Raw genomic sequence first — 16,513 nt, 5'->3', positions numbered from 1 at the left:
ACTCCTGTGTGGGCTTCCTGGGTACCCCCTGGAGTATCTTGAGCGGCCCGCGCAAATGCAATACGCCGATCCGCCAGCTGCGACGTGCGGCTTCGCGGATTGTCGGCCTCAGCGCCCGCGGATCAGTTCGCGCAGCAGGAAGCGGCTGGGGTGGCAGGCCTCGGCCACCGCGCGGGGCAGGGGCAGCGGCTCGTCGTCCAGCCAGGCGGCCAGCAGCTCGCCGGCCAGCGGAGCGCTGATCAGGCCGCGCGAGCCGTGGCCGCAGTTGACGTACAGCCCCTCCAGCCAGGGCGCCGGCGTGTCGATGCGCCGCGACGCGTCCTTGCCCAGGGCGACGTAGGCGGCGCTGAACGCGGCCGCGTCGACCAGCGGGCCGATCAGCGGCAGATAGTCCGGTGTGGTGCTGCGGAAGGCCGCGCGTCCCTGCAGGTGCTGCGGGTCGAGCCGCTCGCTGTGCAGCGCCTCGGCGAGGTGCGGGGATATCTGCCGCAGCATGCCGAGGTTGTCGGCATGCTCCGCGGCGGACAGCTCCAGGTCGTCGCGCTGGAAGTTGAAGCTGGCCCCCAGGGTGTGCTCGTCGGCGCGCACCGGGGCGATGTAGCCCTCGGCGCACAGCACGCTGCGCAGCGCGCGGCTGCTCGCGGTGGCTGGCAGGCGGGTGATCTGGCCGCGGATGCGCTTGAGCTTGAGATGGGCGGCGGCGGGGAAGTGCAGCACCTCGCTGGCGGTGCACAGCACGGCGACCGGCGCGCTGGCCAGCAGGCGATCGCCCTGGCGGGCCTGCCACAGGCCGTCTTCTCGCTGCAGCGTGAAGGCCGCGGCGCCGGTCACCACGCGGATGCGGGGATGGGCGACCAGCGCCTGGCACAGCGCCGGCGGGTGTACCCAGCCGGCTTCCTCGAACCACAGGCCGCCCTGCTCCAGCGGCACTCCGGCCAGTTGCGCCGCTTCGGCGGCATCGACCGGGCGCAGCAGGTCGCTGGGGAAGGCGCTCGCCAGGCGCGCCTGGCGTTCCGCTTCGCGGGCGTCGAAGGCCAGCTGCAGCACGCCGCAGGCGCTCCAGTCGCGGCCGTCCTGCAGGCGGGCAAGCTGCCGGCGGGTGTAGCCGAAGCCGCCGACCACCAGCTGCGACAGCGCGGTGCCGTGCGCCGACAGCTTGAGGTAGAGCACCCCCTGCGGATTGCCGGAGGCTTCCGTGGCGAGCGCGGCATGCCGCTCGAGCAGGGTCACCTGCCAGCCGCGGGCGGCCAGGCTCGCCGCGGTGGCGCAGCCGGCCAGGCCTCCGCCGACCACCAGCACCGCGCGCGGGCCCGGCGTCTGCGGCGGACGGGCATACCAGGGCTTGCCGGGGGCCGGCGCGCTGCCCTGGAAGTGTCCGGCGAGCATCTCGCGCTTGTGGCCGAAGCCGCCGACCTTGGCCATGGCGAAACCGGCCTCGTTGAGGCCGCGGCGCACGAACCCGGCGCAGGTGAAGGTGGCCAGGGTCGCGCCGGGGGCGCTCAGACGGGCGAGCTGGGCGAACAGCGCCGGCGTCCACATCTGCGGGTTCTTCGCCGGCGAGAAGCCGTCGAGGAACCAGGCGTCGATGCGTGCGTCCAGCTGCGGCAGGCAGTCGAGGACATCGCCCACCAGCAGGGTGAGGATCACCCGCCCGCCGGCGAACACCAGACGCTGGAAGCCCGGATGCACCGCCACGTACTGCGCCAACAGCTGCGTGGCGAATGGCGCCAGTTCCGGCCACAGGTCCAGGGCGCGCGCGAGGTCGGCGCGGCTCAGCGGGTACTTCTCGACGCTGACGAAGTGCAGACGCGCGCCCTCCTGCGCGGTCTGTTCGAACAGCTGCCAGGCACAGAGGAAGTTCAGCCCGGTGCCGAAGCCGGTCTCGCCGATCACCAGGCGGCCATCCGCCGGCAGGGTGGCGAAGCGCTCGGCCAGCCGGTTGTGGGCGAGGAACACGTGGCGGGTCTCCTCGAGGCCACTGGCGCGGGAGAAGTACACGTCGCCAAAGGTGCGGGACAGCGGTTGGCCCTGTTCGTCCCAGTCGAGCTGGGCGTGCGCTTGTTCGGTCATGGTGAGGCTGGCGATGGGAGGACGCGCCATTCTAGCCGATCGCACCGCCGGCGGTTGCGCCGCCCGGTGCGGGCGCGCCGCGGATCGGCTAGGCTGCCGGCATACTGCAAGGAGAGCCCTTATGTTCGAGTCCGCCGAGATCGGTCACCAGATCGACAAGGAAGCCTACGACGCCGCCGTGCCGGCCCTGCGCGAGGCGCTGCTGGAGGCGCAGTTCGAGTTGCGCCAGCAGGCCCGTTTTCCACTGATCGTCCTGCTCAACGGCATCGAGGGTGCCGGCAAGGGCGAGACGGTCAAGCTGCTCAACGAGTGGATGGACCCGCGGCTGATCCAGGTGGAAACCTTCGACCAGCAGACCGACGAGGAGCTGGCGCGCCCGCCGTACTGGCGCTACTGGCGGCGCCTGCCGCCCAAGGGGCGTACCGGGATCTTCTTCGGCAACTGGTACAGCCAGATGCTCCAGGGGCGGGTGCACGGGCACATCGACGACGCCCAGCTGGACCAGGCCATCGACAGCGCCGAGCGCTTCGAGCGCATGCTCTGCGACGAGGGCGCGCTGATCTTCAAGTTCTGGTTCCATCTGTCCAAGCAGCAGATGAAGGCCCGCCTCAAGTCGCTGCAGGACGACCCGCTGCACAGCTGGCGCATCAGCCCGCTGGACTGGCAGCAGTCGAAGACCTACGACCGCTTCGTGCGCTACGGCGAGCGGGTGCTCAGGCACACCAGCCGCGACTATGCGCCCTGGTACGTGGTCGAGGGCAGCGACGAGCGCTATCGCAGTCTCACCGTCGGGCGCATCCTGCTCGAGGGCCTGCAGGCGGCGCTGCAGCTCAAGGAGCGGCCCAAGCGCCAGCCCCACGCCGCACCGGTGGCGGCGAGCATCGACAACCGCGGCCTGGTCGACAGCCTGGACATGACCCGCAGCCTGGGCAAGGAGGCCTACCAGCACGAGCTGGTGGTCGAGCAGGCGCGTCTCGCCCGCCTGCTGCGCGACAAGCGCATGCGCCGTCATTCGCTGGTGGCGGTGTTCGAGGGCAACGACGCCGCCGGCAAGGGCGGGGCGATCCGCCGCGTGGCCGGCGCACTGGACCCGCGGCAGTACCGCATCGTGCCGGTGGCGGCGCCCACCGAGGAGGAGCTGGCCCAGCCGTATCTGTGGCGCTTCTGGCGGCACATCCCGGCGCGCGGCCACTTCACCATGTTCGACCGCTCCTGGTACGGGCGCGTGCTGGTCGAGCGGGTCGAGGGCTTCTGCTCGCAGGCCGACTGGTTGCGTGCCTACGGCGAGATCAACGATTTCGAGGAGCAGTTGACCGACGCCGGGCTGGTGCTGGTCAAGTTCTGGATGGCCATCGACCAGCAGACCCAGCTCGAACGCTTCAAGGAGCGCGAGGCCACCGCCTTCAAGCGCTTCAAGATCTCCGAGGAGGACTGGCGCAATCGCGAGAAGTGGTCGCAGTACGTGGATGCGGTCAACGACATGGTCGATCGCACTAGCACCGAGATCGCGCCCTGGACCCTGATCGAGGCCAACGACAAGCGCTTCGCCCGGGTCAAGGTGCTGCGCACCCTCAACGAAGCGCTCGAGGCGGCCTTCGCGCGACAGCACTGACGGCCCGCCGCCCGGGGGCGGCGGGCGCCGGCTCAGTAACCGCGCTGGGGCTGCATGGGCTTGGCGGGCGCGGCCTGGCCGAGGCTGATCAGGTTGTTGACGTAGCGGTTGGCCGCCTGCTGGGCATCGAAGCGGGTGAAGAACGGCCCCTCCAGGGTTCCCTCGCGCGTGGCGAAAAAGTACTGGCCGCATACGGTGCTGATGCGGTCGCTGCGGTAGTGGGTGGCCGGTGCCGAGTCGTGCTGGCGTTTTACGAACATGGGCCGTTCTCCCAAAGGTGGCATGGACTGTTTCAGTCTAGTCGCCGCGCTGCCGCCGGCTCGGGCATGCGACCAGTGGCTGACGGCAGGCCCGGTGGCGTCTAGAATCGCCCTTTGACCGCTTCGGTACTGCCCATGCACATCTCCTCCGGCCGCTGGCTGCTCGGTCTGTTCCTCTCCCTGGTGACCACCCTGCTGTGGGGCGTGTTGCCGATCATGCTCAAGCAGGTCCTGCAGGTGATGGATCCGGTCACCGTGACCTGGTATCGCCTGCTCAGCTCGGGGCTGATCCTGCTCGTCTGGCTCGGCGCCAGCCGGCGTCTGCCGGCGCTGCGGCCGCTCAAGGGCGGCGGGCGCTGGCTGCTGGTGCTGGCGGTGTTCGGCCTCACCGCCAACTACGTGCTCTACCTGCTCGGCCTCGAGCGCCTCAGCGCCGGCACCACCCAGCTGCTGATCCAGACCGCGCCGATCATGCTGCTGCTGGCCAGCCTGCTGGTGTTCCGCGAGTCGTTCAGCCGCGGCCAGCTGGTCGGCCTGCTGGTGCTGCTGCTCGGTTTCGGCCTGTTCTTCAACCAGCGCCTGGACGAGCTGTTCGGCTCGCTCGGCAGCTACACCATCGGCGTGCTGACCGTGCTGGCCGCCGCGCTGCTCTGGGTGTTCTATGGGCTGGCGCAGAAGCAGTTGCTCACCGTGTGGAGTTCGGCGCAGATCATGATGGCGATCTACCTGGCCTGCGCGCTGCTGCTCACCCCCTGGGCGCATCCACTGCAGCTGTTGGCCCTCAGCGATGTGCAGCTGTGGCTGCTGGTCGGCTGCTGCCTGAATACCCTGGTGGCCTACGGCGCCTTCGCCGAGGCGCTGGCGCACTGGGAGGCCTCGCGGGTCAGCGCGGCACTGGCACTGACGCCGCTGGTGACCCTGCTGGCCGTCGCCGTGGCCGCCGGGCTGTGGCCGGCCCAGGTCCAGGCCGAGGAACTCAACGCCCTGGCCTACGGCGGCGCGTTGCTGGTGGCCTGTGGCTCGGCGCTGGCAGCCCTGCTCAAGGCGCGTCCGCAGGCCTGAGGGTCAGCCCTGCGCGCCGGGCTGCAGCATCTGCTCGGGGCGCACCCAGCGGTCGAACTCCTCGTTGCTCAGGTAGCCAAGGGCGAGGGCGGCCTCGCGTAGGCTGAGGCCTTCCGCGTAGGCCTTCTTGGCGATCTGCGCGGCCTTGTCGTAGCCGATGTGCGGGTTGAGCGCGGTGACCAGCATCAGGCCGCGCTCCAGGTGTTCGGCCATGCGCGCGGCGTCCGGCTGCATGTCGCGCACGCAGTGCTCGTTGAAGTTGCGGCAGCCGTCGCCGAGCAGGCGGATCGACTGCAGCAGGTTGTGCACGATCACCGGTTTGAACACGTTGAGCTGCAGGTGGCCCTGGCTGGCGGCGAAGCTCACCGTGGTGTCGTTGCCGAGCACCTGGCAGGCGAGCATCGACAGCGCCTCGCACTGGGTCGGATTGACCTTGCCGGGCATGATCGAGCTGCCCGGCTCGTTGGCCGGCAGGCGCACCTCGGCGAACCCCGCGCGCGGCCCGGAGCCGAGCAGGCGCAGGTCGTTGGCCAGCTTCATCAGCGCCACCGCCAGGGTCTTCAGCGCTCCGGACAGGGCGACCAGCGGCTCGTGGCCGGCGAGGGCGGCGAACTTGTTGGGCGCGCTGACGAACAGTTGCCCGGACAGTTCGCTGATCTCGCGGGCGATGGCCTCGGCGAAGCCCTGCGGCGCATTCAGCCCGGTGCCCACCGCCGTACCGCCCTGGGCCAGTTGGCAGACCGCCGGCAGCGCGGCGTGGATGGCCTGGTCGGCCAGCTCCAGCTGGGCGACGAAGGCCGACAGCTCCTGGCCGAAGGTGATCGGCGTGGCGTCCATCAGGTGCGTGCGCCCGGTCTTCACCAGATCGGCGTGCCGCCGGGCCTGCTCGGCGAGGCCGTCCCGCAGTTCGTGCAGCGCCGGCAGCAGCTGCGCGTGGACGGCCAGCACCACGGCGATGTGCATCGCGGTGGGGAAGCAGTCGTTGGAACTCTGCGCGCGGTTGACGTGATCGTTGGGGTGCACCGGACTCTTGCCGCCGCGCGCCTGGCCGGCCAGCTCGTTGGCGCGTCCGGCGATCACCTCGTTGACGTTCATGTTGCTCTGCGTGCCGCTGCCGGTCTGCCAGACCACCAGCGGGAACTGCCCGTCGAGGTGGCCGGCGAGCACCTCGTCGGCCGCCCGTTCGATCAGCGCGGCGATGTCCGCCGGCAGCTCGCCGCTGCGCGCGTTGACCCGCGCGGCGGCCTTCTTGATCAGCGCCAGGGCGTGGATCACCGCCAGCGGCATGTGTTCGCCGCCGATGGCGAAGTTGATCAGCGAGCGCTGGGTCTGCGCGCCCCAGTAGGCTTCGTCGGGGACTTCGATCGGCCCCAGGCTGTCGGTTTCGATGCGGCTCATCGCACGCTCTCCGCAGGTTTTTCCCCCAGTCTAGGACGGCGCCGCCGGGGCCGGGCGGCCGTCCGTCCCGCCGCTGCGACAGTCCTGCGCTTGAGCGGCTCGGGCGATCTGCGCAGAATGAGCCCATCACGGGGCGCCGTCGGCGGCCCCACGCATGCCGGAGAACACCGATGTCCAAGCAGCAGCAGATCCAGCAGGCGCTGGCCGCCCTCGAGCCGCAGCACCTCGAAGTCCTCAACGAGAGCCACATGCACAGTCGCGGCGAGGAAAGCCACTTCAAGGCCGTGGTGGTCAGCCCGCAGTTCGCCGGGCTGAATGCGGTCAAGCGCCACCAGAAGGTCTACGCCACCCTCGGCGAGCTGATGGGCAGCTTCCACGCCCTGGCCCTGCACACCTACACGCCGGAGGAATGGGCCGCCCAGGGCGTCGCCCCGGCTTCGCCGACCTGCATGGGCGGCAGCAAGCACGACCATCACCACCACTGATCACTGTCGCGCCGCGTCCCGGCCACCGGGGCACGGCTGTGTTCGCTCGCCGTGCGGAGGAGCCCGGATGAACGCCCGCCTGCTCTACGTGATGGATCCCATGTGCTCCTGGTGCTGGGGCTTCGCGCCGGTGTTCGACGCCCTGGCCGGGCAGGCGCGGGCCGCCGGGGTCGAGGCGCAGCTGCTGGTCGGCGGACTGCGCGCCGGCACCCGCCAGGCTCTGGATGGCGTCACGCGCGACTACATTCTCGAGCACTGGCGAGCGGTGACCGCGCGCACCGGCCAGTCCTTCCGCTTCGAGGGCGCCCTGCCCGAGGGCTTCGTCTACGATACCGAGCCGGCCTGCCGCGCCCTGGCCACGGTGCGTGAGCTCGATCCCGCGCGGGTCTGGCCGCTGCTGCAGGCCATCCAGCAGGCCTTCTACCTGGACGGGCGTGATGTCGGCCGGGCGGCCGTGCTGGTCGAGCTGGCCGAGGCCGCGGGCGTGCCGCGCCAGGCGTTTGCCGAGGCCTTCGACAGTGCCGCGCTGCGCGAGGCTACCCAGGCCGACTTCCGGCGGACGCAGAACCTCGGCATCGCCGGCTTTCCGACCCTGCTCGCCGAGCGTGACGGCCAGCTGGCGCTGCTGACCAACGGCTACCAGCCGCTGGAGGCGCTGGCGCCGCTGCTGGGGCGCTGGCTGGAGCACCTGGCGCATGCCTGATTCGGGCGCGGCGCCGGATCGCCTCGGCTGGGCGGAGATCCGCCGGCTGGCGCTGGGCCATCGGCGCGAACTGCTGACCGCCAACCTGGTGGCGGTGCTGGCCACCCTGTGCAGCGTGCCCATCCCGCTGCTGCTGCCGCTGCTGGTCGACGAGGTGTTGCTCGGCCACGGCGACGCCGCGCTGCGCCTGATGGACCGCCTGTTGCCGACTGCCTGGCAGCAGGCCGGCGGCTACATCGGCCTGATCCTGTTCACCACCCTGCTGCTGCGCGGCGCCGCGCTGGCGCTCAACGTGGTGCAGGCCCGGCTGTTCGCCGGGCTGTCCAAGGACGTGGTCTACCGCCTGCGCCTGCGCCTGATCGAACGGCTCAAGCGCATCTCCCTCGGCGAGTACGAGAGTCTGGGTAGCGGCACCGTGACCGCCCATCTGGTCACCGATCTCGATACCCTCGACAAGTTCGTCGGCGAGACCCTCAGTCGTTTCCTGGTGGCCATCCTGACCCTGACCGGCACCGCGGCCATCCTGCTGTGGATGCACTGGCAGCTGGCGCTGCTGATCCTGCTGTTCAATCCGCTGGTGATCTACGCCACGGTGCTGCTCGGCAAGAAGGTCAAGCACCTGAAGAAGCTGGAGAACGACAGCACCGCGCGCTTCACCCAGGCGCTCGGCGAGACGCTGGAGGCGATCCAGGAGGTGCGCGCCGGCAATCGCCAGGGCTTCTTCCTCGGCCGCCTCGGCCAGCGCGCCCGCGAGGTGCGCGACTACGCGGTGGCCTCGCTGTGGAAGAGCGATGCGGCCAACCGCGCCAGCGGCCTGCTGTTCCAGTTCGGCATCGATGTGTTCCGCGCGGCGGCCATGCTCACCGTGCTGTTCTCCGACCTGTCGATCGGCCAGATGCTCGCGGTGTTCAGCTACCTCTGGTACATGATCGGCCCGGTCGAGCAGCTGCTCGGCCTGCAGTACGCCTACTATGCCGCCGGCGGCGCGCTGAGCCGGATCAACGAGCTGCTCGCCCGCGCCGACGAACCGCGCTATCCGGCCAGCGTCGATCCGTTCGCCGGGCAGGCCAGCGTTGGCATAGAGGTGCACGGCCTGCGCTTCGCCTACCGCGACGAGCCGGTGCTCGATGGCCTCGACCTGTCCATCGCCCCCGGCGAGAAGGTGGCCATCGTCGGCGCCTCGGGCGGCGGCAAGAGCACCCTGGTGCAGCTGCTGCTCGGCCTCTACAGCCCGCAGGCCGGCAGCATCCGCTTCGGCGGCGCCAGCCTCGAGGAGATCGGCCTGGAGCGGGTGCGCGAGCAGGTGGCGGTGGTGCTGCAGCACCCGGCGCTGTTCAACGACACGGTGCGCGCCAACCTGACCATGGGCCGCGAACGCGACGATGCCGCCTGCTGGCGGGCGCTGGAGATCGCCCAGTTGGCCGATAGCGTGCGCGCCCTGCCGCAGGGGCTGGACAGCGTGGTCGGTCGCTCCGGCGTGCGTCTCTCCGGTGGTCAGCGCCAGCGCCTGGCGATCGCCCGGATGATCCTCGCCGAGCCCAAGGTGGTGATCCTCGACGAGGCCACCTCGGCGCTCGACGCCGCCACCGAGTACGCCCTGCACCAGGCCTTGGGACGCTTCCTCGCCGGCCGCACCACGCTGATCATCGCCCACCGCCTCAGCGCGGTGAAACAGGCCGACCGCGTGCTGGTGTTCGACGGCGGGCGCATCGCCGAGCAGGGCGACCATCAGCAGCTGATCGCCGAAGGCGGGCTGTACGCGCGGCTGTACGGTCACCTGCAGCACTGAGCGTCCGCGGCTAGAATGGCCGCTTTCCGACCAGCGGAGTTTCGCCCATGTTCCTTGCCATGAACCGCTTCAAGATCGCTCGCGGGCACGAAGAAACCTTCATCGCCCACTGGCGCCAGCGCGAAAGCTACCTCGACGAGGTGCCCGGCTTCCTGCGCTTCCACCTGCTGCAGGGGCCGCAGACCGAGGAGTACACCCTGTTCTCCTCCTATTCCGAGTGGGCCTCCGCCCAGGCCTTCGAGGACTGGACCCATTCCGAGTCGTTCCGCAAGGCCCACGCCAACGCCGGCAAGAGCCCGCGCGAGATCTACCTGGGGCCGCCGCAGCTCGAGCTGTTCGAGTCTGTCCTCTGAACGGGCGCTCTGTCCCGGGGCTTTGTCGCTCCGGGCAGAGCCACGGCGCGGCAGCCTGTGCGGCGCATGGCGCGGTCGTCGCCCCATATCCTGGCAAGTGTCGACAATCCGTGCCGCCGGCGCGCGGGCGTGGAGACTGTCCTTTCCGCGTGCTGTAGTGCGTCGCCGCTTAGCCCTACCGCAGAGCCGGCGCGGCCCCGAGCAGGCGGTTTTTGCAGGCAAGTGCCCGTCCTAGACTTTTTCGCCCTTACCACCAGGAGCTACTGGCGTTGTGCGGCGCACACCGTTAGCATTGCGCCGCCTTCGCCTGCCCCCCTTATCCGGGGGGTATTCCGGGAGCGTGTAGTACCTTGGTCGGACGGACTACAGTACGCGTCTGTAGACGATCCGAGGTAAAATGCGAAACCTGTGTCTCAGGAGCATGAATGATGCAAACTGGTAGTGAGCAGCCGGATCTGGTATTCGTCGGGGCAGGCGTCATGAGCGCAACCCTGGCCGTCCTGCTGAAAGAGCTCGACCCGAGCCTCAAGATCGAAGTCCTGGAGCAACTGGAATCCGGGGCTGCGGAGAGTTCCTTCCCGTGGAACAACGCGGGAACCGGCCACGCTGCACTGTGCGAGCTGAACTACACCCCGGAAGGTCCGGATGGCTCGGTCAACATTGCCAAGGCGGTGAACATCAACACGATGTTCGAAGTCTCGCGGCAATTCTGGGCCTACCTGGTGGAGCAGGGCTACTTCAAGTCGCCCAAGGACTTCATCAACCCGGTCCCGCACATGAGCTTCGTGCGCGGTGAGAAGGGCGTTTCCTACCTGCGCAAGCGTTTCGATGCCCTGAAGTCGCATCACTGCTTCAGCGATGACATGGAATACACCGAGGATCGCGAGACCATCGGCCAGTGGGCGCCGCTGCTGATGCAGGGCCGCACCACCGACGAGCCGCTGGCCGCGACCCGCGCCATGGGCGGCACCGACGTCAACTTCGGCGCGCTGACCCAGAAGCTCCTCAAGCACCTGGAAAACAGCGAAGGCTGCCAGGTTGCCTACAACCAGAAGATCACCGATCTGCGCCGCGAGGCCGACGGCCGCTGGCGCCTGATCATCGACGACAAGGCGCGTGGCGGCAGCCGCGAGCTGGTCGCGCGCTTCGTGTTCCTCGGCGCCGGCGGCGCGGCGCTGACCCTGCTGCAGAAGTCCGGCATCGAGGAAGGCAAGGGCTTCGGCGGCTTCCCGGTCAGCGGCCAGTGGCTGCGCTGCGACAACCCGGAAATCGTCAAGCAGCACCAGGCCAAGGTCTACAGCCAGGCCGATATCGGTGCGCCGCCGATGTCCGTGCCGCACTTGGACACCCGCGTGGTCGACGGCAACAAGTCCCTGCTGTTCGGACCCTTCGCCGGCTTCTCCACCAAGTTCCTCAAGCAGGGTTCCTTCCTCGACCTGCCGCTGTCGATCCGTCCCAACAACCTCGGCCCGATGCTGGCCGTGGCGCGCGACAACATGGATCTGACCAAGTACCTGATCAAGGAAGTGCTGCAGTCCGAGGATCAGCGTCTGGAAGCCCTGCGCAAGTTCTTCCCGGCGGCGAAGAAGGAAGACTGGCGTCTGGAAATCGCCGGTCAGCGCGTGCAGATCATCAAGAAGGACGCCAAGAAGGGCGGCATCCTGCAGTTCGGCACCGAGATCGTCGCTGCGGCCGACGGCACCATCGCCGCGCTGCTGGGCGCTTCGCCGGGCGCCTCGGTGTCGGTCTCGGTCATGCTTGAGGTGATCGAGCGCTGCTTCCCCGAGCAGTACAAGAGCGCCGCCTGGCAGGAGCGCCTGGGCAAGATCTTCGAGGCCGACGAGAAGGCCCTGGAGACGGACGCCGAGCTGCTGCGTCGCGTGCGTGCGCGCACCAGCGACGTGCTCGAGCTGCAGCAGCCGAGCTGATCGGCGGTCACCGCCCTTCGCCGGCTGGCGAAGGGCGCGGCAAACGCCGCGTTCAGTCGAAGCCCTGATGGGCCGCAGACTGACGCGGCGTTTGCGTTTGGGCCTGGCGCAGCTCGCCGGCCCAGACCAGTAGCGGGATTTCCGGGTGCGGCGGCCAGATGCGCTGCCACAGGCTGTGCAGGTGCCGCAGGCTGCCGCGCTCGGCGTTCCAGCGCCGGCTGGTCGGCAGTGCCTGCCAGGCGTCGCCGCGGCGCTCGGCCAGGGCGAAGCGGAACGGGTGCAGGCCGGTCATGCCCATGCGCAGGTCGGTGACCACCAGCTGATCGCCCAGCTGGTCGTAGCGCAGGAAGCCGCCGGTGAACCAGAGCAGGCGCCGATGCTGCGGCGAAGCGGTCAGGGCGGAGGCCAGCGCGCTGCCGCGCTCGATGCGGTGCAGTTGCGGCGGTCGCGGATCGAGCCAGCCGACCAGCGCTTCGTGGTAGTGGCTGCCGTCGAGGGCCACCACCCGCCACAGCAGACTGTTGAACGGCGTCGGCGCGCTGAACAGTGCCTCGGCGGCGATGCCCTGGCGCGCCAGTTCGGCGCCGACGCGCTGCTCGGCCATCTGCTTGCCGGCCACGGTGAAGCCCAGGTACAGGCTCGACAGCAGCAGGGCCAGGATGCTGCCGCGCTGCAGCAGGCGCTCGCGTCCGCTGGCCAGGCCGGCGAGCACGGCGAGGAGCAGCGGCAGGCTGTACAGCGGGTCGATGATGAAGATGGTCGACCAGGTCACCGGCGGGGTGGGCAGCGGCCAGAGGAGCTGGGTGCCGTAGCTGGTGAAGGCATCCAGCAGCACGTGGGTGAACAGGATCAGGCCGATGCAGGTCAGCAGGCGGCGCCCCGAGTAGCCCGGATGGGGGCGCCAGCGCCGCAGCAGCCAGGTCAGCAGCAGGCTGACGCCGGCCAGCACGAACAGCGAGTGGCTGAAGCCGCGGTGCTGGGTCATGTTGGCCACGGCGTCGCCGTAGTCGATCAGCACGTCGAGGTCGGGCAGGGTGGCCAGGGTGGCGCCATACAGCAGCGCCTTGCGCCCCTGCCAGCGGCCGAGCAGGGCGCCCTGCAGGCTGGCGCCGAGCAGGGCCTGGGTCAGCGAATCCAACGGTGGTCCCTCGTGATGGCGAACGCCCCATTCTAGGCGCGTCGGGCGGCGCCGGAGCCGGCAAAATTGCCGCCGGAGATTTCCGCGCGGCGCCCTTGAGGGGGGGGGGGCTAATGCCCTTTTTTGGTGCATTTTTCGCGGCTTCCGGTTAAATTGCCGGCTCGTCCATCGCCCCTGCCTAGCCTTGTGCCCGCAATCCGGCCACACTGCCGCCCATGACTTCACATCTCGCATTTCTCTACTGGCCGGACGTGCGTCCGCTCACCCTGTCCCTGATCGACGAGGTCCTGCAGCTGGCGGCTCGCCTGCATCCGGAGGCGCGCTACGAGATCGGCTTCCTGCAGGCCGAGGCGCCGCGCGAGGGCGCTTGGCCGCTGCCCGGACAGCCCTGGGCCGGGAGTCTCGCGGGGGGCGGGCGCCTGTTCCTGCTCGCCGAGGAGCCGCCCGAGCTGGCGCCCGAGCTGGCTGCGGCACTGCGCCAGGTCGCGCAGCAGGACACCCTGCTCGCCGCCGTCGGCGCGGGCCTGTATCCGCTGGCCCAGCTCGGTCTGCTGGATGGTTACCGGGTGGCGCTGCACTGGCGTTGGCAGGACGACTTCAGCGAGCAGTTCGCCCAGGTGACCGCCACCAGCCAGCTGTTCGAGTGGGATCGTGATCGCCTGACCACCTGCGGCGGCCTCGCGGTGCTGGACATGCTGCTCGAGATGCTCGCCCGCGATCATGGCAGCGATCTGGCGGCGGCGATCGCCGAGGAGCTGGTGCTCGAGCGCATCCGCGAGGGCAGCGAGCGCCAGCGCGTGCCGCTGCGCAATCGCCTGGGCGCCAGCCATCCCAAGCTGACCCAGGCGGTACTGCTGATGGAGGCCAACATCGAGGAGCCGCTGACCACCGACGAGATCGCCCAGCACGTCTGCGTGTCGCGTCGCCAGCTGGAGCGGATCTTCAAGCAGTACCTCAGCCGGGTGCCCAGCCAGTACTACCTGGAGCTGCGCCTGAATCGTGCCCGGCAACTGCTGCAGCAGACCAGTACCTCGATCATCCAGATCGGCCTGTCCTGTGGCTTCTCGTCCGGGCCGCACTTTTCCAGCGCCTACCGCAACTTCTTCGGCGTCACCCCGCGCGAGGACCGCAACCTGCGCCGCGGCGCCACGCTGGGTGCGGGGGCGGCGCTCGGGCCGGTCGAGCAGGGCTGAGCGGGCTTGCCCCATGGCGGACTTTGAGCGGGCGGCGCTGAGCCTATACACTGCGCATTTTCCACGCCCGCCAGCCCGTCGGCGTGGTTCCTTTCCCGGAGTGGTGCCGCTGGCTGTACGAAGTTGTCGCATGCCTGCAATGCCGATCCGGCCGTTGTCTCTACAATCCCTTGCAGTTCAATCCTTTTAGCCGCCCAGGCAGGAGAGTTCGATGTCCGTTCCGCACGCGCCGGTGCAACGCGCCGATTTTGACCAGCTGATGGTTCCCGTTTTCGCCCCCGCCGCCTTCATTCCGGTGCGAGGCGAGGGCAGCCGCGTCTGGGATCAGAACGGTCGCGAGCTGGTGGACTTCACCGGCGGCATCGCGGTGAACGTGCTCGGTCATGCCCATCCGGCGCTGGTCGAGGCGCTCACCGAACAGGCGCAGAAGCTCTGGCACGTGTCCAACGTGTTCACCAACGAGCCGGCCCTGCGCCTGGCCAAGCTGCTGACCGAGGCCACCTTCGCCGAGCGCGTGTTCTTCGCCAACTCCGGCGCCGAGGCCAACGAGGCCGCCTTCAAGCTGGCTCGCCGCTACGGTCACGAGGTCGCCGGTCCGCAGAAGTGCGAGATCATCTCCGCGCTCAACAGCTTCCACGGTCGTACCCTGTTCACCGTCAGCGTGGCCGGTCAGCCCAAGTATTCCTCCGGCTTCGGTCCGCAGATCGAGGGCATCAGCCATGTGCCGTACAACGATCTGGAGGCGCTGAGGGCGCAGATCTCCGACAACACCTGTGCGGTGGTGCTGGAGCCGATCCAGGGCGAGGGTGGCGTGCTGCCGGCCGATCAGGCCTACTTGGAAGGCGTGCGCGAGCTGTGCGACCAGCACGGCGCGCTGCTGATCTTCGACGAGGTGCAGACCGGCGTTGGCCGTACCGGCGAGCTGTTCGCCTACATGCACTACGGTGTGACCCCGGACATCCTGACCAGCGCCAAGAGCCTGGGTGGCGGCTTCCCGGTCAGCGCCATGCTCACCACCGACGCGGTGGCCAAGCACTTCGGCGTCGGTGTGCACGGCACCACCTACGGCGGCAACCCGCTGGCCTGTGCCGTCGGCGAGGCGGTGATCAGCATCGTCAACACCCCCGAGGTGCTGTCCGGCGTGCAGGCGCGCAGCGAGCACTTCTCTCGTGAGCTGAACCGCCTAGGCGAGAAGTACGGCATCTTCAGCCAGGTGCGCGGCAAGGGCCTGCTGCTTGGCGCGGTGCTCACCGATGCCTGGAAGGGGCGTGCCGGCGAGATCGTCACCGCCGCCCAGCAGCAGGATCTGATGATCCTGGTGGCCGGTCCGGACGTGGTGCGTTTCGCCCCCAGTCTGGTGATCAGCGAGGCCGACATCGACGAGGGCATGGCCCGTCTCGATCGCGCCCTGGCCGGTCTGACCGCCGCCTGACCGCCGATATCCGTCTACGAGGAGTGACACCGATGCTGATCATGCGCCCCGCCCGGATGGGCGATCTGCCCGAAGTCCAGCGGCTGGCGGCGGACAGTCCCATCGGTGTCACCTCGCTGCCGGACGATGGCGAGCGCCTGGCGGAGAAGATCCGCGTGTCCGAGGCGTCGTTCGCCGCGGAGGTCAGCTACAACGGCGAGGAGAGCTACTTCTTCGTTCTCGAGGATACCGCCAGCGGCCGGCTGCTCGGTTGCTCGGCGATAGTGGCGACCGCCGGTTTTTCCGAACCGTTCTACAGCTTCCGCAACGAGACCTTCGTGCACGCCTCGCGTCAGTTGCAGATACACAACCGGATCCACGTGCTGTCGCTGTGCCACGACCTGACCGGCAACAGCCAGCTGACCAGCTTCTACATCCAGCCCGAGCTGGAGAATACCCAGTGGGCCGAGCTCAACTCGCGTGGCCGCCTACTGTTCGTCGCCAGCCACCCCGAACGTTTCGCCGACGCCATGGTGGACGAGGTGGTCGGCTACAGCGACGAGGACGGCAATGCGCCGTTCTGGGATGCCGTCGGCCGCAACTTCCTCGGTATCAGCTATGCCGAAGCCGAACGGCTGTGCGGAATGAACAGCCGTACCATGCTCGCCGAGCTGATGCCGAGCTACCCGATCTACGTGCCCCTGTTGCCCGACAGCGCCCAGGAGGCGATCGGCCAGGTGCATCCGCGTGCCCAGGCGCTGTTCGACATCCTGATGCGCGAGGGCTTCGAGAGCGAGCACTACGTCGACATCTTCGACGGCGGTCCGACCCTGCATGCGCGCACGGCGAGCATCGCATCGATCGCCCAGAGTCGCCGGGCGGTGGTGCGCCTCGGCGCGCCCGTCGATGGTGGCCAGGCCTTCCTGGTGGCCAACGAGCAGGTGCAGGATTTTCGCGCCCTGATCGTCGCGCTGGACTGGGAGCCCGGCCAGCCGCTGACCCTGCCGCCGGCGGCAGCCGAGGCGCTCGGCGTCGGCGAGGGTGGCAGCGTGCGCGTGGTGGCGCTATGAACAAGATTGACGGCCCGCAGCGGCCGGCTGGCGGGCGGCCG

Annotated in this window: 13 protein-coding genes and 1 pseudogene; 10 read left to right on the top strand and 4 right to left on the bottom strand. The window is 69.3% G+C overall.

Annotation, left to right across the window (positions count from 1 at the left end):
- Window positions 1–108: 108 nt before the first annotated feature.
- The gene (gene mnmC, locus BLT78_RS12255; RefSeq protein WP_090352281.1) at window positions 109–2,070 is read right to left on the bottom strand and encodes a bifunctional tRNA (5-methylaminomethyl-2-thiouridine)(34)-methyltransferase MnmD/FAD-dependent 5-carboxymethylaminomethyl-2-thiouridine(34) oxidoreductase MnmC; all 1,962 of its coding nucleotides are present in this window, start codon (window positions 2,068–2,070) and stop codon (window positions 109–111) included.
- Window positions 2,071–2,191: 121 nt separating this feature from the next.
- Between mnmC and pap the strand changes: the two genes are divergently transcribed.
- Entirely contained in the window at window positions 2,192–3,682 is a 1,491-nt protein-coding gene (gene pap / locus BLT78_RS12250; protein ID WP_090349242.1) for a polyphosphate:AMP phosphotransferase, read from the top strand.
- 32 nt (window positions 3,683–3,714) lie between these two features.
- Here pap and BLT78_RS12245 read toward each other — a convergent pair whose 3' ends face one another.
- A complete protein-coding gene (locus BLT78_RS12245; protein ID WP_157719540.1) occupies window positions 3,715–3,942 on the bottom strand; it encodes a DUF6316 family protein in 228 nt (75 codons plus the stop codon).
- Between the two features lie 135 nt (window positions 3,943–4,077).
- Between BLT78_RS12245 and BLT78_RS12240 the strand changes: the two are divergent.
- Window positions 4,078–5,111 (top strand): annotated as a pseudogene (locus BLT78_RS12240) (DMT family transporter).
- Here BLT78_RS12240 and BLT78_RS12235 read toward each other — a convergent pair.
- A complete protein-coding gene (locus BLT78_RS12235; protein WP_090349240.1) occupies window positions 5,008–6,402 on the bottom strand; it encodes a class II fumarate hydratase in 1,395 nt (464 codons plus the stop codon). The pseudogene BLT78_RS12240 and the gene BLT78_RS12235 overlap by 104 nt on opposite strands.
- A 170-nt stretch (window positions 6,403–6,572) precedes the next feature.
- Between BLT78_RS12235 and BLT78_RS12230 the strand changes: the two genes are divergently transcribed.
- The 5 genes from BLT78_RS12230 (at window position 6,573) to mqo (ending at window position 11,660) form a co-directional block, all read left to right on the top strand.
- Window positions 6,573–6,887 (top strand): BolA family protein, encoded by a 315-nt coding sequence (locus tag BLT78_RS12230; RefSeq protein ID WP_090349239.1) that lies wholly within the window; start codon window positions 6,573–6,575, stop codon window positions 6,885–6,887.
- Between the two features lie 67 nt (window positions 6,888–6,954).
- Window positions 6,955–7,590 carry a DsbA family protein gene (locus BLT78_RS12225; protein ID WP_090349238.1) on the top strand — a complete coding sequence of 212 codons (636 nt, stop codon included), beginning with the start codon at window positions 6,955–6,957 and terminating at the stop codon, window positions 7,588–7,590.
- The gene (locus tag BLT78_RS12220) at window positions 7,583–9,379 is read left to right on the top strand and encodes an ABC transporter ATP-binding protein (protein ID WP_090349237.1); all 1,797 of its coding nucleotides are present in this window, start codon (window positions 7,583–7,585) and stop codon (window positions 9,377–9,379) included. The genes BLT78_RS12225 and BLT78_RS12220 overlap by 8 nt, the downstream gene beginning before the upstream one ends.
- A 47-nt stretch (window positions 9,380–9,426) precedes the next feature.
- Window positions 9,427–9,732: an antibiotic biosynthesis monooxygenase family protein gene (locus tag BLT78_RS12215; RefSeq protein ID WP_090349236.1), complete on the top strand. Its 306-nt coding sequence runs from the start codon at window positions 9,427–9,429 to the stop codon at window positions 9,730–9,732.
- 425 nt (window positions 9,733–10,157) lie between these two features.
- The gene (mqo, locus tag BLT78_RS12210) at window positions 10,158–11,660 is read left to right on the top strand and encodes a malate dehydrogenase (quinone) (RefSeq protein ID WP_090349235.1); all 1,503 of its coding nucleotides are present in this window, start codon (window positions 10,158–10,160) and stop codon (window positions 11,658–11,660) included.
- A gap of 52 nt (window positions 11,661–11,712) precedes the next feature.
- Here the strand turns inward: mqo and BLT78_RS12205 are convergent, their stop codons facing one another.
- Window positions 11,713–12,798 (bottom strand): metal-dependent hydrolase, encoded by a 1,086-nt coding sequence (locus BLT78_RS12205; protein WP_090349234.1) that lies wholly within the window; start codon window positions 12,796–12,798, stop codon window positions 11,713–11,715.
- A 215-nt stretch (window positions 12,799–13,013) separates the two neighbouring features.
- On the opposite strand from BLT78_RS12205, the gene BLT78_RS12200 reads away from it, so the two are divergent.
- The 3 genes from BLT78_RS12200 to aruF all read left to right on the top strand — a co-directional run bounded on the left by BLT78_RS12200 (window position 13,014) and on the right by aruF (window position 16,472).
- Complete coding sequence (locus BLT78_RS12200; RefSeq protein WP_090349233.1) at window positions 13,014–13,991, top strand: GlxA family transcriptional regulator; 978 nt, start codon at window positions 13,014–13,016, stop codon at window positions 13,989–13,991.
- A gap of 211 nt (window positions 13,992–14,202) precedes the next feature.
- The gene (locus BLT78_RS12195; RefSeq protein ID WP_090349232.1) at window positions 14,203–15,423 is read left to right on the top strand and encodes an aspartate aminotransferase family protein; all 1,221 of its coding nucleotides are present in this window, start codon (window positions 14,203–14,205) and stop codon (window positions 15,421–15,423) included.
- 32 nt (window positions 15,424–15,455) lie between these two features.
- On the top strand, window positions 15,456–16,472 hold the full coding sequence (gene aruF / locus BLT78_RS12190) for an arginine/ornithine succinyltransferase subunit alpha (RefSeq protein ID WP_090349231.1): 1,017 nt from the start codon (window positions 15,456–15,458) through the stop codon (window positions 16,470–16,472).
- Window positions 16,473–16,513: the final 41 nt, after the last annotated feature.

The sequence above is a fragment of the Pseudomonas oryzae genome, assembly GCF_900104805.1.
Taxonomy (GTDB): domain Bacteria; phylum Pseudomonadota; class Gammaproteobacteria; order Pseudomonadales; family Pseudomonadaceae; genus Geopseudomonas; species Geopseudomonas oryzae.
This window is presented reverse-complemented; position numbering and strand designations above follow the sequence as displayed.